Origin of the sequence: Rhodococcus sp. BH5 (genome assembly GCF_027583855.1) — a bacterium.
Classification (GTDB): domain Bacteria; phylum Actinomycetota; class Actinomycetes; order Mycobacteriales; family Mycobacteriaceae; genus Rhodococcus_F; species Rhodococcus_F qingshengii.
Genome location: NZ_JAJHVW010000001.1, coordinates 771,181 through 795,401, shown reverse-complemented (window position 1 = coordinate 795,401; position 24,221 = coordinate 771,181). Strand labels below are relative to the sequence as shown.

Genomic DNA, 24,221 nt, shown 5'->3' with positions numbered 1-24,221 from the left:
CGGTGGCTGCGCTTCATCTGCGGGGTATCGGTCTGCCCGATGCCGAGCCGATCGAATTGTGGATCGTCGACGGGCTGATTTCCTTCGAGCCGGTGTCCGGTGCGGAGACGATCGTCGAATCGGGTTGGATCACACCGGGTCTCGTGGATGCGCACTGTCACGTCGGTATCCGCTACGGCGGTGGCGGCGGCGAAACCGTCGACGGCTTGCTGGGGCAGGCGAAGACCGAACGTGACGCGGGCGTGCTGTTGCTCCGCGACGCCGGATCGCCGGTCGACACCAGGTTCATCGACGAGCGCCTCGATCTGCCGCGGATCATTCGCGCAGGTCAGCACATCGCAGCACCGAAGCGGTACATCCCGGGCCTGCCGGTCGACCTGGACGACGAATCTCAGTTGCCGGCCGAGGTGGTGCGTCAGGCACGCGCCGGTGACGGTTGGGTCAAGCTCGTCGGGGACTGGATCGATCGTTCCATCGGTGACCTCGCCCCGTTGTGGAGCGACGAGATTCTGGTCGAGGCCATCGCTGCCGCCCATGCCAAAGGCGCAAGGGTCACCGCTCACGTCTTTGCCGAGGATGCTCTGCCCGGCCTGATCAACGCCGGCATCGACTGCATCGAGCACGGCACCGGATTGACGGACGCGACCATCGAGTTGATGGTCGCGCACGGCACGGCCTTGGTTCCGACGCTGATCAACATCGCAACTTTCCCCGAGATCGCGGACTCTGCCACGCGGTATCCGATCTACGCGGCGCACATGCGGGATCTGCACGCTCGTCGACATCGGACGATCGGTGCCGCTCACGAGGCCGGGATTCCGATCTATGCCGGAACGGATGCCGGCGGATCGATCAGGCACGGGCGGATCGCCGACGAGATCGCCGAACTCGAAGTTGCCGGTTTGACGGCGCATCAGGCGCTGGGCGCAGCCTGCTGGGACGCGCGGAGTTGGCTGGGTGCGCAGGGGATCGAAGAAGGAGCGCCCGCCGACCTGGTGGTTTATTCCGAAGATCCGCGCGGAAACCCCGCTGTGCTCGCGAAGCCGATGCGTGTGATCCTCCGCGGAACCCCCGTGAGTGGTTAGGGAGTCCCCGCACTCTCGAAGCGCGCACAGGGTGGTTTCCGAACGAGCCCACCCATCTGGCACAATGGACCATTGTTCGTCGCAACCGGTTACGTACCGCTGCGACGGTCACAGGATAGAGGCAAAACCGGGCTCACAAATCGTGTGGGTCGCTGAATTGCACGTGACATGCGCAGCACTGTTGTGCGCGCTGAAGGAGAACTGCAGCTGTGGCTGTCAAAATCAAGCTCACCCGCCTCGGCAAGATCCGCAACGCTCAGTACCGCGTTGTCATCGCCGACTCGCGCACCCGTCGTGACGGCCGTGCGATCGAGACCATCGGCAAGTACCACCCCAAGGAAGAGCCCTCGCTGATCGACATCGATTCCGAGCGCGCTCAGTACTGGCTGTCCGTGGGCGCACAGCCCACCGAGCCCGTCGAGGCACTCCTCAAGATCACCGGTGACTGGCAGAAGTTCAAGGGCCTGCCGGGCACCGAAGGCACCCTGCGCGTCAAGGAAGCCAAGCCCACCAAGCTCGAGCTCTTCCAGGCTGCGCTCGCGCAGGCCGAGAACGAGCCGGTTGCAGAAGCAATCACCCCCAAGAAGAAGAAGGCTGCAAAGGCTGACGAGGCCAAGGCAGAAGACACCGCGGCTGACGCCGAGGCTCCCGCTGCAGACGCCGAGGCTGCTGACAAGTGAGTGCCGTCGTCGCTGATGCGGTAGAGCATCTCGTGCGTGGCATCGTCGCCAATCCCGACGATGTGCGCGTCGAGCTGATCACCGGACGTCGGGGACGGACCGTCGAGGTGCACGTGCACCCAGACGATCTCGGCAAGGTCATCGGTCGGGGTGGTCGCACTGCGACCGCTCTGCGGACCTTGGTCTCCGGCATCGGTGGCCGCGGTATCCGTGTTGATGTCGTCGACACCGATCAGTAGACGGCAGTAAACAGGTGGAACTCGTAGTCGGTCGTGTCGCGAAGTCGCATGGCATCAAAGGTGAATTGGTAGTCGAGGTTCGTACAGACGAGCCCGAGGATCGTTTTGCCGTAGGTTCCGTGCTGCGTGGGCGCAAGCCGCGCGAGTCCACACTGAAGTCGTACACAGTGGAAGCCGCCCGGGATCATTCCGGGCGGCTTCTGCTGCGCCTCGAAGGCGTCAGTGACCGTGGCGACGCAGATGCGTTGCGCGGCACACTGTTTGTCATCGACAGTTCCGAACTCGAGCCTTCGGATGATCCGGACGAGTTCTACGATCACGAACTCGAAGGACTGAAGGTCGTCCTCACGGACGGTGCCGAGGTCGGTTCGGTCATCGAGGTATTGCATTCCGCCGCAGGCGAATTGCTTTCGATTCGCCGTACCGGTGAGGCATCCGGCGAATTGCTGATCCCGTTTGTCGCCGCCATCGTCACCTCGGTGTCGATCGCCGACGGTGTCGTGGTGATCGAGCCTCCCGAGGGACTGCTCGACCCGGACTTCGGCGACAAGTCGAACAGCGACAATTCGAACTCAGACAACGACTGATCGTTTGTTATGCGTCTCGACGTCGTCACCATCTTTCCCGAGTATCTCGAACCGCTTCGTGCTGCCTTGCTGGGCAAGGCAATCGAACGTGGCTTGATCTCGGTCGACGTCCACGATCTTCGGTCGTGGACCCATGACGTGCACAAAGCCGTCGACGATTCCCCGTATGGCGGCGGACCCGGCATGGTCATGAAACCCACCGTCTGGGGCCCGGCACTGGACGACGTGATCGGGCGCTCCGATTCTTCCGGCCCCGATGATGCCGAGACCATTCTGGTGGTGCCCACTCCCGCCGGCGTTCCGTTCACCCAGGAGACCGCGCACCGCTGGTCCAACGCCAAGCACCTTGTGTTTGCCTGCGGCCGATACGAAGGTATCGATCAACGGGTTTTCGACGACGCCGCCAAGCGGGTCAGAGTCGAAGAAGTCAGCATCGGCGATTACGTCCTGATCGGCGGCGAAGCAGCGGTGCTGGTGATGGTCGAGGCTGTCGTGCGACTGATGCCCGGCGTTCTCGGCAATCAGCTTTCACACCAAGAGGATTCGTTTTCCGACGGCCTTCTCGAAGGGCCTAGCTACACTCGCCCGGCTGTGTGGCGCGACCTCGAAGTTCCGCCGGTGCTTCTCTCCGGTGATCACGCGAAGATCAAAGCGTGGCGCCATGAGCAGTCGCTGCAGCGCACGGCCGAGCGTCGACCGGATCTTCTTCCTTAGGTATTTCGCTTCAACCAGGTGATGCTTGCGCCGTCGTCGAGCGATTCGGTTGCAGTCGGTGTGAACGGTGTCGGCTCGAAGTTACCTCTGATCATCGGTATGCCTGCGCCGGCGACTACCGGATACCTCTTGATGATCAACTCGTCGATCTCCGGTAGTAGTTCGCCGGCGAGAGTTCCGCCGCCACACAGCCAGATATCTTGTCCTTCTTCCTCTTTGAGAGATCTGACTACCCCAAGCGGATGGGCGCGAACGATGGTGACGGGGGGATCCTCGGCGTCAGGGATGGTTGTGGAGACGACGAACTGACGCAGGTGCGCGAAGGGGCTTTTCACTCCGGCGGCCAGCCCGGGCTCGTAGGAGCCGCGGCCCATGACGACCGTGTCGAAGGTCTTGTTGGGCGCGTCCTCGATTCCGAGAGCGGGCCGCACATGCGTTGGCACGGTTTCAGGATATCGATCGCATATCCAGGCCGTGATCTGTTCGGAGACCGGGAGGAAATCGAATTCGCCACCAGGCCCCGCGATGTATCCGTCGAGGGAAGCTCCCACGTAGTACACAAGCTTTCGCATATAACGCTCCGTTCGTAGTACTATGTTTGTAGTGGTTTAACTTAGGGTCGTGTCAGGAGTGATGTCAAGTGCGAAAGAACCCGGAACGCCGGCTTGCCCTGATCGACGCGGCAATCGAGGTGTTGGCCCGAGAGGGTGCTCGAGGCTTGACGTTTCGAGCCGTTGACGCCCAGGCAGCAGTGCCGAACGGGACAGCGTCGAACTACTTCTCCAATCGCGACGACCTGCTCACTCAAGCGGGTGGCCGGATCTACGAGCGACTGATTCCGGAGGACCTCGAAGGGATGATCGATCCCGTCAACGGCACCGATCGTGAGCGCCTGGTGACGCTCATGCTCGACGTGGTCGAGCGCGTCACCTCGTTCGGAACGGGTTTCCTCGCGCTCATGGAGTTGCGACTGGAGGCGACGCGTCGACCGGACCTGCGTGCGGTACTGACCGTCCGCATCCGAGAAGACTTCGATCTGAACGTAGCCAATCATCTGGCGTCGGGCGTGCCGGGTGATGCGATGACCGTTCGCCTGCTCTATTTGTCGCTGAACTGGCTCGCACTGGATCGACTCACATTGCCGAACCTGTTCGGAGAGGAAGATATTCGGACGATCGTCGAGGCGGCAGTGGATCGAGCGCTACCCCGCGAATCGTAGAAGGTCAGTGCCGTTCGGCAGGTTTGCGGCGGAACGAGAAGTATCGATGACCGAAGAAGCTCACACCGGCAACGATCAACATGACAACCGCCTGGGCGGGAAGCGGCGGGGCATGCAGAATCGACACCGCGATTGTTCCGAGTATCAGATTCAGCACCAGGCCACCGGAATTGACGACGATGAACGCTCCCAGGTCGCGTGCCACATGTCCGCGGACGCGGAAAACGAGAGTCCGATGCAGAACGAAAGCGATGAGGACGCTGATGGAGTACGCGCCGATCACAGCCACTTGATACAGATCCTTGTTGTCGAGGATCAGTGACCAGACCACGAAGAGCGCGTATCCGATCGCCGTATTAGCCACTCCGACAATGGCAAATGCGATGGGCTGATGCTTGACCACCCGAAGCAGTGGGCCGGGGTTCTCGGGTGATGCGATGTCTTCGGTCATGAAGACTCGGTTTTCACGGTGTTGATCCCGTCCTTGCGTCGGTTCCGCAGATACATCCACTCGAGCACGCCGAGTCCGAGGACTCCGGCGACCATCGAAGCGCCGCCGACCTTCCATCCCGGGGGACGCCACGTCAGGACAAGTTCCGCGTCTTTCGTACCGGCTGGAACGTCCACGGTGACAAAGGACTTCGCGACGACGTCGATCGGGACAGGCTGACCGTCGATGCTCGCCCGATATCCGGGCCAGCCGAGCCGTGCGAACACAACCTTGCCGCCGGTCTCCGAACTGACACGAAGGGTGCTCGACATGTTCGATTCCGCGATCGACGTAGCCTCGACGCCGTGGGCGTCGGCGATGCGTCCGTTGCGTGTCGAGACGGGGCCGTCGACGCGTTCGAGTACCGAGATGTAGTTCTCGTGTCCGGGGTAGTCGACCCATTTCCATCCGTCGGGAGCCGGGTTCTTGCGTGCATCGGGGTAGAGAGCGTTCTGAAGTACGACGCGGTCCACGTTCATCAGGTCGACGATGGTGCGGCCGGTGGTGGGTTCGACGGTGAATGCGCGTCGGAAGGCGTCGGGGCAGACACTCATGTCCCAGCGCATGCAGAGCAGATCACCGAAGTAGAAGTGCCCGTTGGGGGTGTAGCCGCTGGTGTAGGTCAGTTCGAGGTCTTTGGGGTAGTTGCCGAAAGCCAGGGAACCGTACGCTCCGTCGAGGGTCTTGTCCCCGGGGGCGATGAGCGCACGGTCGCCCAGTTGCAGTGTCGTGCCTTCGAAGTCGGGGAAGGCGTCTTTCATCTCCGAGCGGGATTCGGGCAGGTTCCAGCTCATCGGGGTTGGTTGCGCGGCCCGAACCTGGGCGTACGCGATGGGGGAGACCGCGACGATCGCTACGAGGCATGCGAAAGCAGTGCCCTTGGTACGGCCGAGCCAGACCATCGCGGCGCCGAGTGCGGCAACGAGCAGGGCCGAGATCACATGCCATTTCGCGAGCCCGGGAGCTGCCGAGGCTGACCGAATCAGAAGCAGGCCCACGAGGATTCCCGCTGCAACGCAGCGCCCGCGCAACTTGTCGGTCGTGGCGTAACGCCCGAGCAGGATGCACACCAGAAGCAGGAGTCCGATGGCCACCATCGGAAGTACGCGCGCGGGCCACCGCAGTGGGCCGATCGTGCTCGGCCCGGCAGTCCACATGAGGACGGCGACCGTGAAGATCCCGACGGCGGTCAATTCGCGTGCCGCGGCGCGTGCCTTGCCCCAGTCGATGAATGCCAGGGCGGGTATGAGGAACCAGGCGATGTAGACCATGGGCATGGTCTGGATGTATCCCCACCACGAGGTGAACGCGGGCATCGTGCTCGGCAGGCTCGCGTTCAGCGATTCCGACCACGGGACGGCGAGGAATGCATCGTTCTTGACTTCGGATGCACCGCGCCAGGTGACGTCCGCGGTGAGCAGGCTCGGCAGATACGTCGCGAGACCGGCCAGAGCGGCACACGCGGACACCGCCAGAAGCCGCAGTGACGGCAGCCAACGCCGCTGATAGACAACTTCGCCGATTGCGACCGCGCCGATCATCAAGCCGGATTCGACTGCGGGGAAAACATATTGGACCGACATCGCGAGATACAAGAACACGAAGGTCGGGATCGGACCGCTCTTACCTCGGGCGTAGCGGATTGCCGACGCCCACGCCTGAACCATCCAGGCAGTGCCGGTGAAGGCAGTCATCCAACTGGCCGAGTCGAAGAACAGCAGGAAACCGGTGAACGGAATCGAGACGCCGGCGACGGCAGCCCACGTGGGCTTCGAGCCGTACTCGAGGCAGATCCGATAGACGCCGAGTGCAAGGATGATCGCGAAGATCAACTTCACGATCGTCGCGTACAACGCCAGGTTGTCGAAGGACGGTGCGATCAGGTCGATCAGGAGTTGCGGTGGATTGAGAAGGCCTGCTTCCTCGATCGCGTAGTTGCCCGCCATCCAGTTCTCGGGGACGAGCACCGGGAGGTGTCCTTCTCGCAGACTGCGGCCGAGCATGACCCACAGCGGCGCGTATTGGGACTCGGTGTCGTCGGTGTAGAAGTGACGAGCATTCGCGAGCACCACGGCCAGATAACCGGCGATGACACCGATCGCCGTGACGGCGCCCCACTTGTACACGTCTGCCCGGGCGAGAGTGCGAGTTTCCACCACGAGTTCCAGACCTTAACAGGGCAGGTGGGGCGTACGGAGACGCGAGCGCGTCACGCGCCGCCGGCATCCGAAGTCAAGACATCTCTGCGTGTTAAAGTTCGCGACGGTGTGGGCCCGATCGTGCCTGTCTCTCGGCGCCAGTCGAGCCCCCTGAAGGGAGTGGAAGCGAGTGCACTCGATTTCCGTCGTAGTGCCCGTTTATCAGGGCGAAAAGACGATCACGGCGCTCGTCGAGGAGTTGGACGGCCTGGGCACACCGAGTGCGACGCCCGGTGGTGCGCAGTTCTCCGTCGACGAGATCGTGCTGGTTCACGACAACGGCCCGGACCGCTCCGACGTCGTGTTACTCGAATTGGAGCGCCGTTTCGAGCAGGTGCGTGTCGTGTGGCTCAGCCGCAACTACGGCCAGGACGCGGCGACCATCGCTGGCATGGCCGCTGCAACTGGACAGTGGATCGTGACGATGGACGAGGACGGCCAGCACGACCCGGTGCACATCGGGGCTTTCCTCGACACCGCGCTGACGGAGCGATCCGATCTCGTGTATTCCAAACCCACGAACACACGCCCGCACGGATTCTTGCGGAACCTGACCTCGCGCGGCGCAAAGATCGTCTTGGCGACGGTATTCGCGTTCCCTGATTCGACGAGATTCGAAAGTTACCGCCTGATCCGCGGTGACATCGGCCGACAGTTGGCCGGCGTCGCGGCCAACGGCGTGTATCTGGACGTTGCGCTGACGTGGGTTGTCGGTAACACGGCCACGGCGCCGGTGACACTTCGAGCCGAAGGCCGCGAAGAATCCGGGTACAACTACCGCCGTTTGTTCTCGTTGTTCTGGAAGATGGTGTTGTGTAGCGGAACACGCGGTCTGCGGCTGGTCAGCCTGCTCGGAGTCACCCTGGCGTCGGCCGGCGTGATCATGGCCGCGGTGATCTTCATCGGGGCCATGACCGGCGACAACAATGATCCCGAAGGATGGGCGTCGATCATCATGGCGCTGCTGGTCTGTTCGGGTGCGATTCTGTTCTCGCTCGGGCTCATTGCCGAATATCTCGGTGTGGCACTGCACGTCCTTGTCGGAAAGCCGCTGTATCTGACTGTCGACTCCCCGCGGCCCGGAACCTCGATCGATCGGCGTAGTCGTGAGCACTGATCGCATCATCTTCTCCCGCCCCTATCGGGCATCGAACGAATTGTCGAATCTGGCAACGGTTCTGGAGTCCGACCACATTCACGGTGACGGACGTTTCACCAAGTCCGCGACTGCAGCGCTCAAGGCGATCACCGGATCCACGCATGCTCTGCTGACCACCTCGTGCACGCATGCACTCGAATTGGGTGCGCTGCTGCTCGAATTGGGCCCGGGCGACGAGGTAATAGTTCCGAGCTTCGCGTTCAGTTCGGCGGCGACCGCCGTCGCGTTGCGCGGGGCCACTGTTGTTTTCGTCGACATCGATCCGAGTACCGGCAACATCGACCCTGCGTGCGTCGCGGCGGCGATCACCGAACGCACCAAAGCTGTACTGGTCATGCATTACGGCGGAGTCGCCGCGGACATGGAACCTCTCCTCGACCTCGCGGAACTCCACGGCGTTGCGTTGATCGAAGACAACGCTCACGGACTCGGCGGAAAGTGGCGCGGGCGCTCGCTCGGCACCATCGGAACTATCGGAACGCAGAGTTTTCACGACACCAAGAACGTTCACTGCGGTGAGGGCGGCGCGCTGTTGCTCTCCGACGATCAGTTGATGACTCGCGCCGAAATCATCCGTGAGAAGGGGACCGACCGTGCGCGTTTCCTGCGCGGGCAGGTCGACAAGTATTCGTGGCAGGACATCGGGTCGAGTTATCTGCCCAGTGAACTCAATGCCGCCGTCCTCGACGCACAACTCTCCGAGTTCGACGCGATTCAGGCGGCCAGGCATCGCGTCTGGGATGCCTACAGCGTGAGTCTGGGCGAGTGGGCGGCCGCGAACGGTGTCGTGCCCATGGCGGTGCCCGATGATCGCGAGCACACTGCGCACCTGTTCTATCTCAAGATGCCGACCGAAGAGAGCCGTGACGGCTTGATTCGGCACCTTGCCGGTGACGGAATCGTGGCGCCGTTCCACTACGTTCCGCTCGATACGAGTGCGGCCGGTGTGCGCTACGGACGAACACCGCAGCCGTGCGTGCGTAGTGCCGAGTTCTCCGCGTCGATCCTTCGACTGCCGCTGTGGCCCATGCTCACGTTCGAACAACAGGACCGTGTCATCGGTTCGGTGCTCGAGTACAAGCAGGCTTGAGGACGAACACGACCGCGTTGGATCGAATCAGGGCCCGGAAGCTTCGGGCATCGCCGAATCCGCGGTCGTGGATGCCGCTGCCCAGTCGTCGATGCTTCCGCTCGGGAAGAGAATCTGCGTGACGCCGGTGACCGTGTCGCGAGCGTGCAATGCACTTTCGTCGTCGACGGCATCGGTGAACGAGGTGTCGGGATAGAAGCTGTCCTCGTCCGTGTACTGGACGTCTTCTCGCGAACCGATCGCGATGATGTATCGGTTGTCGTCACCGACGATGCCGGTGGACAGATGGATCCACTTGTCCTCGACACAGCACATCCAGCCCTGTTTGACTCCTATGACGGGCTCGCCGAACAAGGCCTCGGGCAGGCCGAATCTCTGGTCGTAACCGTCGGTTCCTTCGGGAGTGGATTGCCGCAGGTACTCGACGAACTGCTCGACCCGTTCAGGTCCGAGTTGATCGGAGTCGTCGAGGACACCGCTGTAGAAGGTGACCAGGTCACGTGTCGTGGTCTCGGTGTTCCACCACATTCCGTCCCAGGGCGGCGTCGTCGCGGTCAGTGCGTAACGCTCGGCGACGCGGGTGATCACCTCTTGGCCGCCGACCTCGTCCCACAGGAGGTTGGCTGCGGTGTCGTCGGAGGATTCGAGCATCGCCGCCATGAGGGTGCGATCGTCGTCCGTGATGGGTCGCTCACCGCGCGCATCCTGATGAAGTAGATCCTCGGCGATGAAAAGTTTTGCCACCGAGGCTGTTTCGATCTGCTGGTCACCGGCGACGTCGAGGTACTTGTCCGAGGAGCGGTCGAGGATGGCGATGGAGACGTCCGCACCACGCCCGAGCGCAGCCACCTGAGCCTGTCCCAGACGGCCGTCGAGGGTCTCGGCTACCGGAACATTGGTGTCGGGAAAGGCGGGGGTCTGCATCGGATCATCCGGGTTCTGCCCACCGCTGCACGAAGCCGCAAAAGTAACTGCGGCCACCATTGCGGCAATCCGGACGTACCGCGTACTCATTTGTTTCCCCCGGTAGCCCTGACACGGCACTGTTGCCGATCTTCTTGTCTCAGGATAGCGGTAGGGTCGGATCTCGTGATTCTCAAGACCGTGAACCAGCGCATTGCCGAGGAACTCGACGTCCGCGAAGGCCAGGTTGCAGCAGCAGTCGACCTTCTCGACGGCGGAGCCACGGTGCCCTTCATCGCCCGGTACCGCAAGGAAGTCACCGGCACGCTCGACGACGCCCAGCTGCGACTCCTGGACGAGCGGCTGCGGTATCTCCGCGAGCTCGACGACCGTCGTGACGCCGTGCTCACGGAGATCGACTCTCAGGGCAAACTCGACGATCAACTGCGCGGTCAGATCATGCTGGCCGAGACGAAAGCGCGGCTGGAGGACATCTACCTCCCCTTCAAGCCGAAGCGGCGCACCAAGGCGCAGATCGCCCGCGAGGCCGGCCACGAGCCCGTCGCCGATGCTCTCATCGGAGATCCCACCACCGATCCCGCGCAGTATTCGGACGAGCAACTCGACGGTGCCCGGTCGATCCTCGTCGAGCGCTTCGCCGAGGACGCCGATCTGGTCGGTGAATTGCGTGAGCTGATGTGGAATCGCGGCCAGGTCGTCTCCTCGGTCCGCAAGGGCAAGGAAACCGATGGCTCGAAGTTTGCTGACTACTTCGAGTTCTCGGAACCGTTCTCCAAATTGCCCTCGCACCGCATCCTCGCCGTCCTGCGCGGCGAGAAGGAAGAAGTGCTGTCGCTCAACATGGCGGCAGACACCGAAGAACTCGCGCCGGGGGAGCGCACGGTCTACGAAGGCCGCATCGCGTCGCGGTTCGAGATCGCCGACCGTGGTCGGGCCGCCGACGGGTGGCTTCTCGACACCGTCAAGTGGGCGTGGAAGACGAAGTTCGCCGTCACGCTCGGTATCGACACTCGGATGCGTCTGCGGCAGTCGGCCGAAAAGGACGCCGTCGACGTCTTCGCCACCAACCTCAAGGATCTACTCCTCGCAGCTCCCGCCGGCGCCCGACCCACCATGGGACTCGACCCCGGATTCCGCACCGGAACGAAGGTTGCCCTCGTCGACGGAACCGGCAAAGTTGTTGCCTACGAGACGATTTACCCGCACCAGCCGCAGAACAAGTGGGACGCGGCTCTCGCGACGCTTGCCGGACTGGTCGCCGAACACGGCGTCGAACTGATCGCCATCGGCAACGGCACGGCCTCACGCGAGACCGACACGCTCGCTACCGAACTGATCAAGAAGACCGGCGCGCCCAACCTGACCAAGATCGTCGTCTCCGAGGCAGGCGCATCGGTGTACTCGGCTTCGGCCTACGCGTCGCAGGAACTTCCCGACCTCGACGTCTCGATTCGCGGTGCGGTGTCCATTGCGCGTCGCTTGCAGGATCCGTTGGCGGAGTTGGTCAAGATCGATCCCAAGTCCATCGGCGTCGGTCAGTACCAGCACGACATCACCGAATCGCTGCTCTCGCGTTCCCTCGACGCCGTCGTCGAGGATGCCGTCAACTCGGTCGGCGTCGACGTCAACACCGCGTCCGTGCCGCTGCTTGCTCGGGTGTCCGGAATTGCAGGATCCCTTGCAGAGAGCATCGTCGCGCATCGGGACCAGAACGGTCCGTTCAAATCCCGCAAGGGTCTCAAGGATGTCTCCCGACTGGGACCCAAGGCATTCGAGCAGTGCGCAGGCTTCCTGCGGATCACCGACGGCGACGACCCTCTCGACGCGTCGAGCGTCCACCCGGAGGCATATCCGGTGGTTCGCAAGATCGTCGCGAGTGCAGGCGGGGACGTGCGCACCGTGATCGGAAACTCGCAGGCACTTCGATCGGTCAAGGCGTCCGACTACGTCGACGAGCGATTTGGTCTACCGACCGTCACCGACATCATCTCCGAGTTGGAGAAGCCGGGACGAGATCCACGACCCGAATTCAAGACCGCGACTTTTGCCGCAGGTATCGAGAAGGTCGCGCATCTCAAGCCCGGCATGACCCTCGAAGGCGTGGTCACCAACGTCGCAGCCTTCGGTGCCTTCGTCGACATCGGAGTTCATCAGGACGGTCTGGTTCACGTCTCGGCGATGTCGCACAACTTCGTCAAGGACCCACGCGAGGTCGTCAAGTCAGGTGACGTCGTCAAGGTGAAGGTCCTCGAAGTGGACGAGGCACGCCAACGCATCGGGCTGACGCTTCGTCTCGACGACGAGGTGGGAGCGCCCCGCAAGTCCGAAGGCCAGCGAGGTGGGCAACCTCAGCGGCAGGGCCAGCCGCAGGGCCAGCGTCAGGGGCAGGGTCAGCAACGAGGAAATGGCGGACGCCAGGGCGGACGCGAGCAGCGACCGGACAACCGCGCGCCTGCTGCCGGGTCGATGGCCGACGCTCTGCGCAAGGCGGGCTTCGGCAAGTAAATCCGTCCGCCGGGTTTTCGAAGTCCGTATCGTCACAATCGAGTCGGTTGGCGGTATGAATCCGATCAGGGTCGGATCATGAATTCGGTGAAGGGAGGACAGTGATGCGGGAGTGGCTCGAGCGCGAGATCATCGCCCATGGCCGATTGCCGTTGCTGTTCTTCCTGCTCGGGTTCCTGTCCGCCTTCCTTTTCATCCGCCTCAGCGTCCGGATGATTCGCGCGCAAGTGAAATGGTGGCCGGGCAACATCGCGCCCGGAGGCCAGCATGTGCATCACGTCGTGTTCGGTGTGATCGCCATGATGATCTCCGGTGGTGCGTTGATCGCGGTCTACGTCGATGGTTCGCAGACCACCGGTGCCGTCCTGGCGGCGATCTTCGGTATGGGTGCTGCGTTGGTGCTCGACGAGTTCGCACTGATCTTCTATCTGAAGGATGTGTACTGGTCCGAACAAGGTCGGACCTCGGTGGATGCGGTCTTCGTCGCGATCGCCGTGACCGGCCTGGTGCTGCTGGGTTTCCGCCCGCTCGAACTTCTCGACGTCGCCGGATTCCGTGAAGAACGCGATCCGTGGATCAAGTTGGTCTTCGTTTTCGTCGCGTTGATCAACTTCGCCTTGGCAGCCATCGTGATTCTCAAGGGGAAGATCTGGACGGGGCTCGTCGGTCTGTTCGTTTTCCCGTTGCTGGTAATCGGAGCGGTCCGCCTGAGCCGGCCGGGTGCACCGTGGGCTCGCTGGCGGTACACGCGCAAGCCGAAACGGATGAACCGCGCGCTCGAACGCGAACGGAAATGGCGTCGGCCCGTCATCCGGGCCAAGATCTACGTCCAGGATCTGATAGCCGGATCGCCGAGCGTCGAACATGCGATGACCGCGGCCGAGCAGGAACTGGACCACACCATCCACGCAGCTCCGCCGCCACCGATTTCCCCGCTGGTATCCGCGTCTGGCACAATGGACGGGTTGCCTGGACCAGGCAGCAGCACTTGATCTGGGCACGAACCAGACGAGCGCCGTTTCGGGAGACCGAAACGCGTGCCGCTCGGTTCCTCTGCTCCTGCGAAATACAAGGATGACATATGAACACCCTGGACTTCCTGGACAAAAAGTCGCTCCGCGACGACATCCCCGAGTTCCGTCCCGGCGACACGCTCAACGTGAACGTCAAGGTTATCGAAGGCTCCAAGGAGCGCGTGCAGGTCTTCAAGGGCGTCGTTATTCGTCGCCAGGGCGGCGGCGTTCGCGAGACCTTCACCGTCCGTAAGGTCTCCTTCGGCGTCGGCGTCGAGCGCACCTTCCCGGTTCACAGCCCCACGCTGGCCTCCATCGAGGTTCTGACCCGCGGTGACGTCCGTCGCGCCAAGCTGTACTACCTCCGTGAGCTTCGTGGCAAGAAGGCGAAGATCAAGGAAAAGCGCTGATCTTTCCGATGAGCCCGGCACCGCGTACGCGCGGTGTCGGGCTAATCTGGTTTCTGTGGCAGATTCTTCGAAGGAGCAGGCATTGTCGTCCGGACCCGAGAATCACGAGGGATCAAGCGGTTCCGCGGAACCGACCTCACATCGGCCGCAGAAGAAACAGCGATCGTTTCTGCGAGAACTCCCTGTTCTGATCGGCGTAGCGCTGGTACTCAGCATCGTCCTTCAGGCATTTGTCTTCAGAGTTTTTCTCATCCCATCCGAGTCGATGGAACCGACACTGCACGGCTGTGCGGGATGTACCGGTGACCGCATCGTGGTGGAGAAGATCGGATACCGCTTCGGCGATCCGGAACCCGGCGACGTCGTCGTCTTCAAGGGACCCGATTCGTGGAACACGAAATATGTGTCCAATCGGTCCGACAACGTTGTCGTCCGCGGCATTCAAGAGGTCGGTTCGTGGGTCGGCCTCGTTCCGCCGGACGAGAACGACTTGGTCAAGCGAGTGATCGCTACCGGCGGCCAGACCGTCGAATGCTGCGACGAGCAGGGCCGAGTCCTGGTCGACGGCAAGCCGCTCGACGAGCCGTACATCAAGATGGATTTCCCGTTCACTCCGGGAACGCAAACGTGTGACACCGAATTGAAGTCGGGCCGCTGCTTCGGACCGATCACCGTTCCCGAGGGCCACGTGTGGGTCATGGGTGACAACCGCAGCAATTCCGCCGACTCGCGCTACCACGTCGACGACGAGTTCCAGGGAACCGTCCCGATCGACAACATCATCGGTCAAGCTCGTTTCATCGTTCTTCCCCCGTCGCGAATGGGCGGCATCGATGCGCCTGATATTCAGGGCAACTGAGTTGTCGGACCGCACACATGGATTCGCGTAGTTCCGAGTAGGCAGAGACAGTGAGTAGTTGGCCCCCTCGCGTTGTCATTCGCAGATCGGCAGGTCTGCGGACGATGGAGTCTGCGTTGGCGCGAACCGGACTCGGTCCGGTGGCCGGCGTCGACGAGGCCGGGCGCGGAGCGTGCGCTGGTCCACTTGTCATTGCAGCGTGTGTCCTGGCGCCGAAACCGCAAGCAGCCCTCGCGCGGCTCGACGATTCGAAGAAGCTGACCGAACGTGCGCGCGAGGAGCTTTTCCCGGCGATCAAGCGCTTGGCTTTGGCGTGGAGTGTCATCTCTGTTCCCGCTGCGGAAGTCGATCAGATCGGCATCCACGTCGCCAACATCGAGGGGATGCGACGAGCAGTTGCGGGCCTCGACCTCGAACCGGGCTACGTTCTCACCGACGGATTCCGGGTTCCGGGTCTGACGGCTCCGTCGCTACCGGTCATCGGCGGTGACGGCGCCGCTGCATGCATCGCCGCGGCGAGCGTTCTCGCGAAGGTGACCCGAGATCGTGTGATGACCGAGATGGACGACACTCATCCGGGATACGGCTTCGCGATTCACAAGGGATACAGCACGCCACTGCACATGGACGCACTCGACGAGCTGGGGCCGTGCCCTGAGCACCGCATGACCTATGCCAACGTGGTGGCTGCGGGAGTCCGGTTGGAACAACGCGCGGGCCGTACGGGATGATGGACGTTCAGACGAACTGGGAGGACTGGCTAAACCGATGAGTGCCGAGGATCTCGAGAAGTACGAAACCGAGATGGAGCTGTCGCTCTACCGTGAATACCGGGACATCGTCGGACAGTTCTCCTACGTCGTGGAGACCGAACGACGTTTCTACCTGGCCAACACGGTCGAGTTGCTGCCCCACAATTCAGACGGGGAGATCTACTTCGAGCTGCGGATGTCCGACGCCTGGGTGTGGGACATGTACCGCCCGGCGCGATTCGTGAAATACGTACGCGTCGTGACCTTCAAGGACGTCAACATCGAAGAGCTGGACAAGCCGGATCTGCGCCTTCCTGACTGATCTGCGCTTGCCGGACTGATCTCGACAACGAAGTGCCCCGCCGATATCGGCGGGGCACTTCGTATTTCGCGGAGTTGTGCGGGGTCAGTTGCCCTTGACATTCACGATCTGACGCAGCGTGTGTCGAATCTCGACCAAGTCCTTCGCGTCGTCCATCACGACGTCGATGTCCTTGTACGCACCCGGGATCTCGTCGAGGAACGCCGCGGAACGCTTGTATTCGATTCCGACCATTGCCTTGTCGAGATCTTCGATGGTGAAGGTCTTGCGTGCCTGGTTACGTCCGTACACCCGACCCGCGCCGTGGGGGCTGGACTTGAACGACGGTACGTTTCCCTTTCCGACGACGACGTAACTCGCCGTCCCCATCGAACCGGGGATGAGCCCGGGCGTGCCCTCGTCTGCCTTGATCGCACCCTTACGGCTCAGCCACACACCCCTGCCCATGTGGAACTCCTTCTGGGTGAAGTTGTGGTGGCAGTTGATCCGCTCGACTTCGTCGATGATCGCGGGCTTGCCGTCTCCCATGAAATGCGCGAAGTCCTTCACGACGCGGTCCATCATCTCTTCGCGGTTGAGCAGAGCGAAGTGCTGAGCCCAGTTGAGATCGGTGATGTACGAGTCGAATTCGGGTGTCTTCTCGACCAGGTAGGCAAGATCCGGATCGGGAAGGTTGATGTACCACCGCTCGCACAAGTCCTTGGCGATCTTGATGTGATGCTGCGCGAGCTTGTTTCCGATACCGCGGCTTCCCGAGTGCAGGAACAGCCAGACGCCGTCGCTTTCATCGAGTGTCACCTCGATGAAGTGGTTACCAGAGCCCAGCGTTCCGAGCTGAAACCTCCAGTTGTTCTTGAACTTGTCGTAGAAGGCCAGGCGATCGCCCGCCATTGCCTCGAGTTCTGCGATGCGGATTTTCGCCGTGTCGCTCAGCGTCTTGTTGTAGACACCTGCCGAGAGCGGAACGGAGCGTTCGATGCTGTGGCGAAGTACGCTCAGGTCGCGGCCTTGAAGGTCGCGTGCGTTGAACTGGGTTTTGACCGCGATCATTCCGCAGCCGATATCGACTCCGACGGCGGCGGGCATGATTGCGCCTTCCGTCGGAATGACCGAACCCACCGTCGCTCCCGCACCGAGGTGCGCATCCGGCATAAGCGCCAGATGTGGACGGACAAAAGGCATCTGGGACGTACGCAGCGCTTGCTCGCGAGTGTTCTCGTCGAGTATCGATGCCCAGTTCCACAACCTCTTGGTGATCTTCTCCATCAGATTTCTCCCACATAGTTCACAGCCGAACCGATCGGTCCGGTGTGTCGTGCAGGAATGACCATGCGCTCGGTCAGTGGTTGTGTGCAACCCCTTTTCAGGTTCGCAGGCCGTCTGCGAGTTCGTAGATTCGTCCGACGTACTTCTCCTGGAAGGCTTTTCGGGCAGCATCTGCTTGTTGCCGTGCGCCCATCTGGGAGTAGAGGTACTCGAGATGAACCAAACTCTCGCCGATGTCGACGCGTCGCTGGTCGAGAACCGTCAGCTCGTCGACCAGTCGAGCCAGATCTAACGCGGTGTCCGGTACCTCGTCCATGGTGATCCTCGATGTCCGTGAGTGCTTCCTGACCCCGAGGCTAACACTCTTCGAACATATTTTCGATACCTGCCCTGTTGTTTACTTCGACAACGTGGCTGTCAGTTGGTCGATGGCATACGGAATGCTCAGGACGGTATTGCCGGACATCGCCGCGCCGACGGGTGGATCTGCGGTGTACCGCACGACTATCGCATTTCCGTTCTTCACAGCGGGTAGCCGCTGGTAGAGAGTGTTGCCGGGGAGGGCCTTCTCTCCCTCCGGATCGGCCATCACGATCAAACGATCAACGGGTTCGAGGATGTCGTATCGCTCGTTCGGCAGCCAGTCGCCGAACTGGTCGCCGACGAATGCGTCGACCGTCGCAGGGAGGGTGAACCCGAGTGACGAGAGGAAAATGCCGCGTGGGTCGTGCGACGAGAACACGTATCCCTCGGGAGTGTCGAGGTTGACGATCGTTGCGGTTTGCCCGGCGAACTCCGGGTGTGCAGCGCGGGCGGCGGCAAACGCGTTTTCGGTATCCGTGATCAGTTGCTGAGCTTGTGGTCCTTTGCCGAGGGCGCGCCCGGCGGTGAGCGTCATGTCGGTCCACGGCGTTGTGTACGCGTCGTAGTCCTTGCTCTGCGCGACAGTCGGCGCAATCGAGGTCAGCTTCTTGTAGGTTTCCGTGTCGATGTCGGCGTACAGCGCGAGGATCAGATCTGGTGCGAGGGAGGCGATTTGCTCGAAGTTGAAGTCTCCGCCGCTGTTGATGTAGGTCGGAGTTTTCCCCTTCCAGTAATTCTTCGTCCACGGCCAGCTTTCATCCATGCCGGACCCCCACCATTCGGCCATGCCTACGGGTTCGACTCCCAAGGCGAGCAGTGGTTCGTGATCGGTGTATCCGAGTGTCACTACCCGCTGCGGTTCGGCATCGATTGTCGTCGAACCCTGTGCGTGCTCGATCGTCACGGGGAATGCGTCGTTGCTCTGGGTCGCTGATGCGGTGTCGACGCCTTGCGAGGTTCCACAGGCGGTCGAGAACCCGATGATCGCGGCCGTCGTGAATAAGGCGGCGAGGATTCGGGTGCTATGTGAGGGCACGTGCATGCTCCTTCGAAGTGGTGGGCGAAGTGATCTGAGGTCCGCGTGAAGTGCTGAGCTGGTCGCGTCAGCAATAAAGTGAGGCTAACCTTTGCAGGATCGTCGGTCCATCCTTCAGGATGGACTCGGATACGCCCAGAAAGACGCAAAATGTCCACTATCGAGTACTCGACTCGCCCAAAGTCCTTGCTAGCGCTGCCCGATAGTCGCGGACGGACATTCAAAGATTTTCAGGTCTACACCAACGTCGTCGAGGGCGTGACCGCGTACGGGGCTCACCGCCACCCGGAGCATCAGATCGCCTGGATGAGTGAAGGGACGATGCAGATTGCTGCCGGGGGCAACGTGTGGCACCTGCACAGCGAGCACTTGGTCTGGTTGCCGGGCACCGTTCTCCACGACATGACGCTTCTGTCGGCGGGATGCATGATCGCGGCCTATGCGCGTCCGGATCTACGCCCTGGCGGGCCCAGGTGGACTCAGCCACTGGTTCTCGAAGTCGATGCTCTGTCCGCTCAATTGCTGCGCCATCTCGCAGATCGGACCATCGACGATGCTCGGCGGTTGATGAGTCAGGAGTTGCTCTACGACATTCTTGCTGCCGCGCCCGAACGGCACGACGTCCTCGCGGTTCCTCGCAATGCTGCGGCGAGTTCGGTTTCTGCCCGCATCCTTGCCGATCCGGCAGACTCGCGAACATTAGGGGAGTGGGCGGGTGAACTCGGGGTCAGTTCCAAGACTTTGATGCGTGCCTTTGTCGCCGATACCGGGATTACCTTCGGACAGTGGAGGACTCGCGCCCGAATGTATGCGTCGCTCGAGATGCTCGCGCGGGGTGAGGGTGTCAACGACGTTGCCCCGCAGGTGGGTTACCGAACCAGTAGCGGGTTCATCGCCGCATTTCGGGAAACCTTCGGTACGACGCCGGCCCGGTACGGCGGAAAGCTGACGCGGTGATTTGCTGATGATTTCTTGAACTCGGTTGACGGCAAAGCTTTGTTCGGCAACGTAGAAATGGGCCGAGCTACCAGCATGTGCTGGTGGCTCGGCCCATTTCTAATTCGAACTGAGTCAGCTCATGTTGCCGAGCACATTGCCCAGGACACCGCTGATGACATTGGTCATCGACCCCTGCGGATCGGTGAGGGAACCGAATACCTGGCCCGATCCGGAGTTGAGTGAGCCGAAGCCCATGTCCTCTAGGCTTCCGGCGCCCGCCTCGACGGGGTTCGGCTGCCGGATGGTGACGCACACGCCCATCGGATTGATGTTCCAGTCGCCCGCCGCCAGCACAATGTTGGTGCCGGCGCCGCTGTCGAGCTGAGAGCCGACAACTGCGTTATCGGGAACCTTGTAGGTGGTCTCCAATGCGATGATGCCGCCACCAGCAGTGGTCCATCCGCCGCCCTTTGCCACCACGGAGTTGTTGCCGACGACGACGGTCTTGGTGACGTCGTCCCACTTCTGGTCGCCGATAAGCCATTTGACGTTCAGGCGAGCCTTGACCAGCTGGAATCCTGCCGGGTGGAAATCGCGGATCTGATTGACGAGTGCTCCCGAACCGGAAACCTTTGTCAGGTAGGTGACCGTCTGTCCCGGGGCGACCTTGCCGTCGCCGACAACCTCCTTGCTGACGGTGTACGGCGTCCCGAGGGAACCGGCCCAACTGTCGGTGACCGACTGGTTGAGCGCGCATGCCGGTGCTGCTTGCGCCACCGAGGCTCCAAGTCCAACAGTGACGCCGGCGGCGATGAGAACGAGGGATGTAGTGGTTGCTACTGCGTGGCGAAGTGAGCGGCGGGCCATGTAGAACTCCATTCAGCGGGGTGCGTGACGGTTTGAGCAAAACTGTAACTAGTTCTACTGGACTTTCGTCCAAGATGTGGCTGGTTTCAGAAAATTGTCAGGTTTCGGGTCGCCGTTGGTGTGTCGCGCTGCCGAATTCCACAGGTTCCGAGTTGTGAACAGGTTGTTTTCGGATGGCTTGGTTTTGTGGTGGTGGGTTGAGGGTGGTGGTTGGGACGCGTTTCGTATGGGCGGGCGCGGGGTGTGAGTGGTGGGGGCTGCGATGGCGAGGAATATGGCGTTGGGGGCTCGGGGCGAGGATGTGGCTGTCGAGTTCCTGATTGATGCGGGTTTGGAGATTGTCGAACGCAATTGGCGTTGTCGGTACGGCGAGTTGGATGTTGTTGCGACGTCCGGTGATCGAATTGTGTTCGTGGAGGTGAAGACTCGCTCGGGTGCCGGGTACGGGAGTCCGGCGGAGTCGGTGACGTTCGCGAAGCAGCGTCGGATTCGGGTGTTGGCGATGCACTGGCTCACTGATTCGGGCCGGTCGTGGTCGAGGGTCCGTTTCGATGTGGTGGCGGTGTTGATCGGCCGGGACGGCGTGCCTTCGGTCGAGCATTTTGTGGATGCGTTCTGATGGCGTTGGGGCGGGCGCATTCTGTTGCGGTCAGTGGTGTGGACGGGCAGATAGTGGAGATCGAGGCGGATATCGGGCGCGGGTTGCCTGCGGTGCATTTGGTGGGGCTGCCTGATACGGCGTTGCACGAGTCGCGTGATCGGATTCGAGCGGCGGTGACCAATTCTGGTGAGGAGTGGCCGGACAGCAAGGTGATTTTGGCGTTGTCGCCGGCGACGTTGCCGAAGGTGGGCAGTGTTTACGATTTGGCTTTGTCGTTGTCAGTTCTCGATGCGGCGAAGAAGTTGCCGCGGAAGTTGTTGCGGGAGACTGTGTTTTTGGGGGAGTTGGCGCTCGACGGTCGTTTGCGGACGGTGCGTGGTGTGTTGCCTGCGGTGCTTGCGGCGAAGCGGGCGGGGTGGGGGACTGTGGTGGTTCCGGCTCGGGCGTTGGCTGAGGCGGGCTTGGTGAAGGGGATCGAGGTGCTGGGCGCTGACGATCTGTCCGCGGTGATCGGGTGGTTGCGTGGGGAGTTGGCGCTTGCTGTTCCTGATGTTTTCGAGCGTGCTGGTGTGGTGGCGGTGCGGGATTTGAGTGAGGTTGTCGGGCAGACGGATGCTCGGTGGGCGATCGAGGTTGCTGCGGCGGGTGCGCATCATTTGATGTTGACGGGTCCGCCGGGGATCGGGAAAACGATGTTGGCGCAGAGGCTTCCGGGGATTCTTCCGCCGTTGACGGAGGGGGAGTCGTTGGAGGTGACGGCGATTCATTCGGTGGCGGGGGTGTTGCCGGAGGATCGGCCGTTGATCGATATGCCGCCTTTCATTGCGCCGCATCACAGTTCGTCGGTCAGTTCGCTGGTGGGTGGTGGTAGTGGGATGGCTCGTCCTGGTGCGGTCAGCCGCGCCCATCGCGGCGTGCTGTTTCTCGACGAATGTGCCGAGATCGGGGTGAAGGTGCTCGAAGCGCTACGCACACCACTCGAAGACGGGGAAGTGCGAATCGCCCGGCGGGACGGAGTTGCTCGGTACCCGGCGCGGTTCCAGCTGATCCTGGCCGCGAATCCGTGCCCATGCGCGCCGCCGCGAGACGCGGACTGCGTCTGCGCACCCGCGGCGCGTCGCCGTTACCTGGGGAAATTGTCTGGCCCGTTGTTGGACCGAGTCGACATCAGGGTCCGGATGCAGGCGGTAGCAACCGGAGCGCTGATCGACGAAGTGGGGGAAAGCACCAGCGATGTTCGTGCGCGCGTGGCGGCGGCTCGGGACACTGCAGCCCAGCGGTGGAGTGAGTACGGGTGGCGGACCAACGCGGAGGTACCAGGGCCGGCGTTGAGACAGAAGTTCAGACTCTCGCGTGCAGCGCTGGCGCCGGTGGAACGGGCGCTGCGTAAAGGTGTCATCACTGCTCGTGGGGCGGACCGAGCGTTGCGGGTTGCCTGGAGTGTCGCCGATCTGGCAGGTGAAGCGATGCCCGGACCAGACCAAGTTGTCACCGCACTCGACTTTCGAGACAGGGGATTCCAATGACTGCACACGATCCACGACTACTCGCTTGGGCATATCTGTCCCGCGTCGTGCAGGGCCCTAGCGCATATATGTCCATGTTGATCGGCGAGCTCGGGGTCGAAGAAACTGCGAGGGCGGTTCGCAACGGCGATCTGCCACCCGCGATCGAGGAGAAGACGCGAGCCCGCGCTCACATCGACACAGCCCAACGAGACCTCGACCTGATGGAGGCGATGGGTGGCAGACTCGTAACACCGAACTGCGCCGATTGGCCGGCGTGGCGAATGCTTTCCTTTGACGGACTCGATCCCTCCGGGGGTGAGACGGCGCCATTTGTGTTGTGGGTGTTGGGGTCCGGGGATTTGGTTGATCTGACCGAGAGATCGGTTGGAATTGTGGGCACGCGGGCATCGACTGCGTACGGCGAACACGTGACGGCAGAGATTGCCGGTGACCTCGCTGTCGACGGATGGACCGTGATTTCCGGGGCGGCCTTCGGTATCGACGGGGCCGCGCACCGCGCTGCATTGGGCGTAGGTGGAAACACACTGGCTGTCTTGGCCTGTGGCGTGGATCGAGCGTATCCGTCAGGGCATGCGCGACTACTCAAACAGATAGCGAGTTCGGGTGCAGTGATAAGTGAATATCCGCCGGGCACAACACCTGCAAAGTTCCGGTTTCTGGCAAGGAATCGACTGGTAGCTGCGTTGTCGGACGGAGTAGTGGTGGTCGAGGCGGGTTGGCGCAGTGGTGCACGCAATACCGCCAATTGGGCTCGGAAGTTAGGCCGTCCCGTGATGGCGGTGCCCGGACCGGTTACCTCGGCATCGTCGACCGGATGCCACCGGATGATCCGAGAAGGTGAAGCGCAACTCGTGTCCAATGCCGTGGATGTAGTCGAAGCGTCAGGCCCATTTGGTGTCGGGGATTCCGCGGAGGATGCGGCCGCGACGCGTGACATCGACGCATTGCGAGGCAATTCTCGATTGGTATACGAAGCATTGCCGGGAACGGGGTCTCGCAGTACGCGTGAGTTGTCCGAGGAATCGGGATTGCTCATAGCTCAGGTTCGTGCCACTCTTCCTCTGCTCGAACTGGAGGGATTTGCAAGTTCTGATTCCAGTGGTTGGTTTCGGACGCGGTAGTACGTGAACTACTTCTGCGCCCGTCAGACCATGCGTGGCGATGCTCACTAATCGTTTGCGAAGACCGTGAATCGTCAATACCCGCAGCGCATCGGAAATGGCACGTCAGGGCTATTTTTCACGAATTTGCTCGACTGTGTGCAACGTAATTCTCGATGCGTTTCGCCGACCCGACCTGCAAGTTCGACGGGTCTCAGGAAAGCCTCAGGTCAATGTGCATGGAAGTCCGATTAGTCTGGATCACGATGACGGC

General features: G+C 61.9%; 26 protein-coding genes. 18 read left to right on the top strand and 8 right to left on the bottom strand.

The features are described from left to right. The first annotated feature begins 2 nt into the window (after window positions 1-2). From RhoBH5_RS03615 to trmD, 5 genes are all read left to right on the top strand, one after another. Window positions 3-1,085, top strand: coding sequence for an amidohydrolase family protein (locus RhoBH5_RS03615; RefSeq protein ID WP_270007955.1), 1,083 nt, complete (start codon window positions 3-5; stop codon window positions 1,083-1,085). A gap of 209 nt (window positions 1,086-1,294) precedes the next feature. After that, a complete protein-coding gene (gene rpsP, locus RhoBH5_RS03610) occupies window positions 1,295-1,765 on the top strand; it encodes a 30S ribosomal protein S16 (protein WP_003942818.1) in 471 nt (156 codons plus the stop codon). Next, on the top strand, window positions 1,762-2,004 hold the full coding sequence (locus tag RhoBH5_RS03605; protein WP_003939023.1) for an RNA-binding protein: 243 nt from the start codon (window positions 1,762-1,764) through the stop codon (window positions 2,002-2,004). Before rpsP ends, RhoBH5_RS03605 begins: the two co-directional genes overlap by 4 nt. A gap of 14 nt (window positions 2,005-2,018) precedes the next feature. Then, on the top strand, window positions 2,019-2,591 hold the full coding sequence (rimM, locus tag RhoBH5_RS03600; RefSeq protein ID WP_064688991.1) for a ribosome maturation factor RimM: 573 nt from the start codon (window positions 2,019-2,021) through the stop codon (window positions 2,589-2,591). A gap of 9 nt (window positions 2,592-2,600) precedes the next feature. Further along, a complete protein-coding gene (gene trmD / locus RhoBH5_RS03595) occupies window positions 2,601-3,305 on the top strand; it encodes a tRNA (guanosine(37)-N1)-methyltransferase TrmD (RefSeq protein ID WP_003942745.1) in 705 nt (234 codons plus the stop codon). Here the strand turns inward: trmD and RhoBH5_RS03590 are convergent. Then, window positions 3,302-3,877 carry a dihydrofolate reductase family protein gene (locus tag RhoBH5_RS03590; protein WP_054187758.1) on the bottom strand — a complete coding sequence of 192 codons (576 nt, stop codon included), beginning with the start codon at window positions 3,875-3,877 and terminating at the stop codon, window positions 3,302-3,304. The genes trmD and RhoBH5_RS03590 overlap by 4 nt on opposite strands. A gap of 68 nt (window positions 3,878-3,945) precedes the next feature. Here RhoBH5_RS03590 and RhoBH5_RS03585 point away from each other — a divergent pair, with 68 nt between their 5' ends. Continuing rightward, a complete protein-coding gene (locus tag RhoBH5_RS03585; RefSeq protein ID WP_003942695.1) occupies window positions 3,946-4,524 on the top strand; it encodes a TetR/AcrR family transcriptional regulator in 579 nt (192 codons plus the stop codon). Between the two features lie 4 nt (window positions 4,525-4,528). On the opposite strand, the gene RhoBH5_RS03580 is transcribed toward RhoBH5_RS03585, so the two are convergent. After that, a complete protein-coding gene (locus RhoBH5_RS03580; protein ID WP_007729301.1) occupies window positions 4,529-4,975 on the bottom strand; it encodes a GtrA family protein in 447 nt (148 codons plus the stop codon). After that, complete coding sequence (locus tag RhoBH5_RS03575; RefSeq protein ID WP_064444658.1) at window positions 4,972-7,170, bottom strand: hypothetical protein; 2,199 nt, start codon at window positions 7,168-7,170, stop codon at window positions 4,972-4,974. The genes RhoBH5_RS03580 and RhoBH5_RS03575 overlap by 4 nt, the downstream gene beginning before the upstream one ends. A gap of 172 nt (window positions 7,171-7,342) precedes the next feature. On the opposite strand from RhoBH5_RS03575, the gene RhoBH5_RS03570 reads away from it, so the two are divergent. Together RhoBH5_RS03570 and rffA are read left to right on the top strand one after the other, a co-directional pair. Beyond that, window positions 7,343-8,329 carry a glycosyltransferase gene (locus RhoBH5_RS03570; RefSeq protein ID WP_003942691.1) on the top strand — a complete coding sequence of 329 codons (987 nt, stop codon included), beginning with the start codon at window positions 7,343-7,345 and terminating at the stop codon, window positions 8,327-8,329. After that, the gene (gene rffA, locus RhoBH5_RS03565; RefSeq protein ID WP_003942806.1) at window positions 8,319-9,461 is read left to right on the top strand and encodes a dTDP-4-amino-4,6-dideoxygalactose transaminase; all 1,143 of its coding nucleotides are present in this window, start codon (window positions 8,319-8,321) and stop codon (window positions 9,459-9,461) included. The genes RhoBH5_RS03570 and rffA overlap by 11 nt, the downstream gene beginning before the upstream one ends. A gap of 27 nt (window positions 9,462-9,488) precedes the next feature. On the opposite strand, the gene RhoBH5_RS03560 is transcribed toward rffA, so the two are convergent. Beyond that, entirely contained in the window at window positions 9,489-10,475 is a 987-nt protein-coding gene (locus RhoBH5_RS03560; protein ID WP_007729299.1) for a serine hydrolase, read from the bottom strand. A gap of 75 nt (window positions 10,476-10,550) precedes the next feature. Here RhoBH5_RS03560 and RhoBH5_RS03555 point away from each other — a divergent pair, with 75 nt between their 5' ends. The 6 genes from RhoBH5_RS03555 to RhoBH5_RS03530 all read left to right on the top strand — a co-directional run bounded on the left by RhoBH5_RS03555 (window position 10,551) and on the right by RhoBH5_RS03530 (window position 16,246). After that, window positions 10,551-12,890: a Tex family protein gene (locus RhoBH5_RS03555; RefSeq protein WP_270007954.1), complete on the top strand. Its 2,340-nt coding sequence runs from the start codon at window positions 10,551-10,553 to the stop codon at window positions 12,888-12,890. Between the two features lie 104 nt (window positions 12,891-12,994). Further along, window positions 12,995-13,882 (top strand): hypothetical protein, encoded by an 888-nt coding sequence (locus RhoBH5_RS03550; protein WP_003942742.1) that lies wholly within the window; start codon window positions 12,995-12,997, stop codon window positions 13,880-13,882. Between the two features lie 89 nt (window positions 13,883-13,971). Next, entirely contained in the window at window positions 13,972-14,313 is a 342-nt protein-coding gene (gene rplS, locus RhoBH5_RS03545) for a 50S ribosomal protein L19 (protein WP_003942791.1), read from the top strand. A gap of 55 nt (window positions 14,314-14,368) precedes the next feature. Then, window positions 14,369-15,172: a signal peptidase I gene (lepB, locus tag RhoBH5_RS03540; protein ID WP_172403453.1), complete on the top strand. Its 804-nt coding sequence runs from the start codon at window positions 14,369-14,371 to the stop codon at window positions 15,170-15,172. A 50-nt stretch (window positions 15,173-15,222) separates the two neighbouring features. Then, entirely contained in the window at window positions 15,223-15,903 is a 681-nt protein-coding gene (locus RhoBH5_RS03535; RefSeq protein ID WP_024487346.1) for a ribonuclease HII, read from the top strand. A 37-nt stretch (window positions 15,904-15,940) separates the two neighbouring features. Further along, window positions 15,941-16,246 (top strand): DUF2469 domain-containing protein, encoded by a 306-nt coding sequence (locus tag RhoBH5_RS03530; protein WP_003942715.1) that lies wholly within the window; start codon window positions 15,941-15,943, stop codon window positions 16,244-16,246. A gap of 84 nt (window positions 16,247-16,330) precedes the next feature. Here the strand turns inward: RhoBH5_RS03530 and RhoBH5_RS03525 are convergent, their stop codons facing one another. From RhoBH5_RS03525 to RhoBH5_RS03515, 3 genes are all read right to left on the bottom strand, one after another. Beyond that, entirely contained in the window at window positions 16,331-17,512 is a 1,182-nt protein-coding gene (locus RhoBH5_RS03525) for an RtcB family protein (RefSeq protein ID WP_050656825.1), read from the bottom strand. A gap of 97 nt (window positions 17,513-17,609) precedes the next feature. Continuing rightward, window positions 17,610-17,828: a hypothetical protein gene (locus RhoBH5_RS03520; protein WP_003942716.1), complete on the bottom strand. Its 219-nt coding sequence runs from the start codon at window positions 17,826-17,828 to the stop codon at window positions 17,610-17,612. An 81-nt stretch (window positions 17,829-17,909) separates the two neighbouring features. Next, a complete protein-coding gene (locus RhoBH5_RS03515) occupies window positions 17,910-18,917 on the bottom strand; it encodes an iron-siderophore ABC transporter substrate-binding protein (protein WP_231783294.1) in 1,008 nt (335 codons plus the stop codon). 144 nt (window positions 18,918-19,061) lie between these two features. Between RhoBH5_RS03515 and RhoBH5_RS03510 the strand changes: the two genes are divergently transcribed. Next, window positions 19,062-19,868 (top strand): helix-turn-helix transcriptional regulator, encoded by an 807-nt coding sequence (locus tag RhoBH5_RS03510; RefSeq protein ID WP_007734863.1) that lies wholly within the window; start codon window positions 19,062-19,064, stop codon window positions 19,866-19,868. A gap of 114 nt (window positions 19,869-19,982) precedes the next feature. Here RhoBH5_RS03510 and RhoBH5_RS03505 read toward each other — a convergent pair whose 3' ends face one another. Further along, a complete protein-coding gene (locus RhoBH5_RS03505) occupies window positions 19,983-20,717 on the bottom strand; it encodes a hypothetical protein (protein ID WP_007734864.1) in 735 nt (244 codons plus the stop codon). 262 nt (window positions 20,718-20,979) lie between these two features. Here RhoBH5_RS03505 and RhoBH5_RS03500 point away from each other — a divergent pair, with 262 nt between their 5' ends. From RhoBH5_RS03500 to dprA, 3 genes are read left to right on the top strand one after another with little or no spacing between them, the layout of a single operon-like run. Beyond that, the gene (locus RhoBH5_RS03500) at window positions 20,980-21,336 is read left to right on the top strand and encodes a YraN family protein (RefSeq protein ID WP_039973464.1); all 357 of its coding nucleotides are present in this window, start codon (window positions 20,980-20,982) and stop codon (window positions 21,334-21,336) included. Then, entirely contained in the window at window positions 21,336-22,844 is a 1,509-nt protein-coding gene (locus RhoBH5_RS03495) for a YifB family Mg chelatase-like AAA ATPase (RefSeq protein WP_007734866.1), read from the top strand. The genes RhoBH5_RS03500 and RhoBH5_RS03495 overlap by 1 nt, the downstream gene beginning before the upstream one ends. Continuing rightward, window positions 22,841-23,968 carry a DNA-processing protein DprA gene (gene dprA, locus RhoBH5_RS03490; RefSeq protein ID WP_003942814.1) on the top strand — a complete coding sequence of 376 codons (1,128 nt, stop codon included), beginning with the start codon at window positions 22,841-22,843 and terminating at the stop codon, window positions 23,966-23,968. Before RhoBH5_RS03495 ends, dprA begins: the two co-directional genes overlap by 4 nt. Window positions 23,969-24,221: the final 253 nt, after the last annotated feature.

Bases quoted from the DNA above. Each gene is read 5' to 3' on its own strand.
- trmD (WP_003942745.1), top strand. From the start codon at position 2,601: ATGCGTCTCGACGTCGTCACCATCTTTCCCGAGTATCTCGAACCGCTT.
- RhoBH5_RS03590 (WP_054187758.1), bottom strand. From the start codon at position 3,877: ATGCGAAAGCTTGTGTACTACGTGGGAGCTTCCCTCGACGGATACATC.
- RhoBH5_RS03580 (WP_007729301.1), bottom strand. From the start codon at position 4,975: ATGACCGAAGACATCGCATCACCCGAGAACCCCGGCCCACTGCTTCGG.
- RhoBH5_RS03560 (WP_007729299.1), bottom strand. From the start codon at position 10,475: ATGAGTACGCGGTACGTCCGGATTGCCGCAATGGTGGCCGCAGTTACT.
- RhoBH5_RS03550 (WP_003942742.1), top strand. From the start codon at position 12,995: ATGCGGGAGTGGCTCGAGCGCGAGATCATCGCCCATGGCCGATTGCCG.
- rplS (WP_003942791.1), top strand. From the start codon at position 13,972: ATGAACACCCTGGACTTCCTGGACAAAAAGTCGCTCCGCGACGACATC.
- RhoBH5_RS03530 (WP_003942715.1), top strand. From the start codon at position 15,941: ATGAGTGCCGAGGATCTCGAGAAGTACGAAACCGAGATGGAGCTGTCG.
- RhoBH5_RS03525 (WP_050656825.1), bottom strand. From the start codon at position 17,512: ATGGAGAAGATCACCAAGAGGTTGTGGAACTGGGCATCGATACTCGAC.
- RhoBH5_RS03520 (WP_003942716.1), bottom strand. From the start codon at position 17,828: ATGGACGAGGTACCGGACACCGCGTTAGATCTGGCTCGACTGGTCGAC.
- RhoBH5_RS03515 (WP_231783294.1), bottom strand. From the start codon at position 18,917: ATGCACGTGCCCTCACATAGCACCCGAATCCTCGCCGCCTTATTCACG.
- RhoBH5_RS03510 (WP_007734863.1), top strand. From the start codon at position 19,062: ATGTCCACTATCGAGTACTCGACTCGCCCAAAGTCCTTGCTAGCGCTG.
- RhoBH5_RS03505 (WP_007734864.1), bottom strand. From the start codon at position 20,717: ATGGCCCGCCGCTCACTTCGCCACGCAGTAGCAACCACTACATCCCTC.
- RhoBH5_RS03500 (WP_039973464.1), top strand. From the start codon at position 20,980: ATGGCGAGGAATATGGCGTTGGGGGCTCGGGGCGAGGATGTGGCTGTC.
- RhoBH5_RS03495 (WP_007734866.1), top strand. From the start codon at position 21,336: ATGGCGTTGGGGCGGGCGCATTCTGTTGCGGTCAGTGGTGTGGACGGG.
- dprA (WP_003942814.1), top strand. From the start codon at position 22,841: ATGACTGCACACGATCCACGACTACTCGCTTGGGCATATCTGTCCCGC.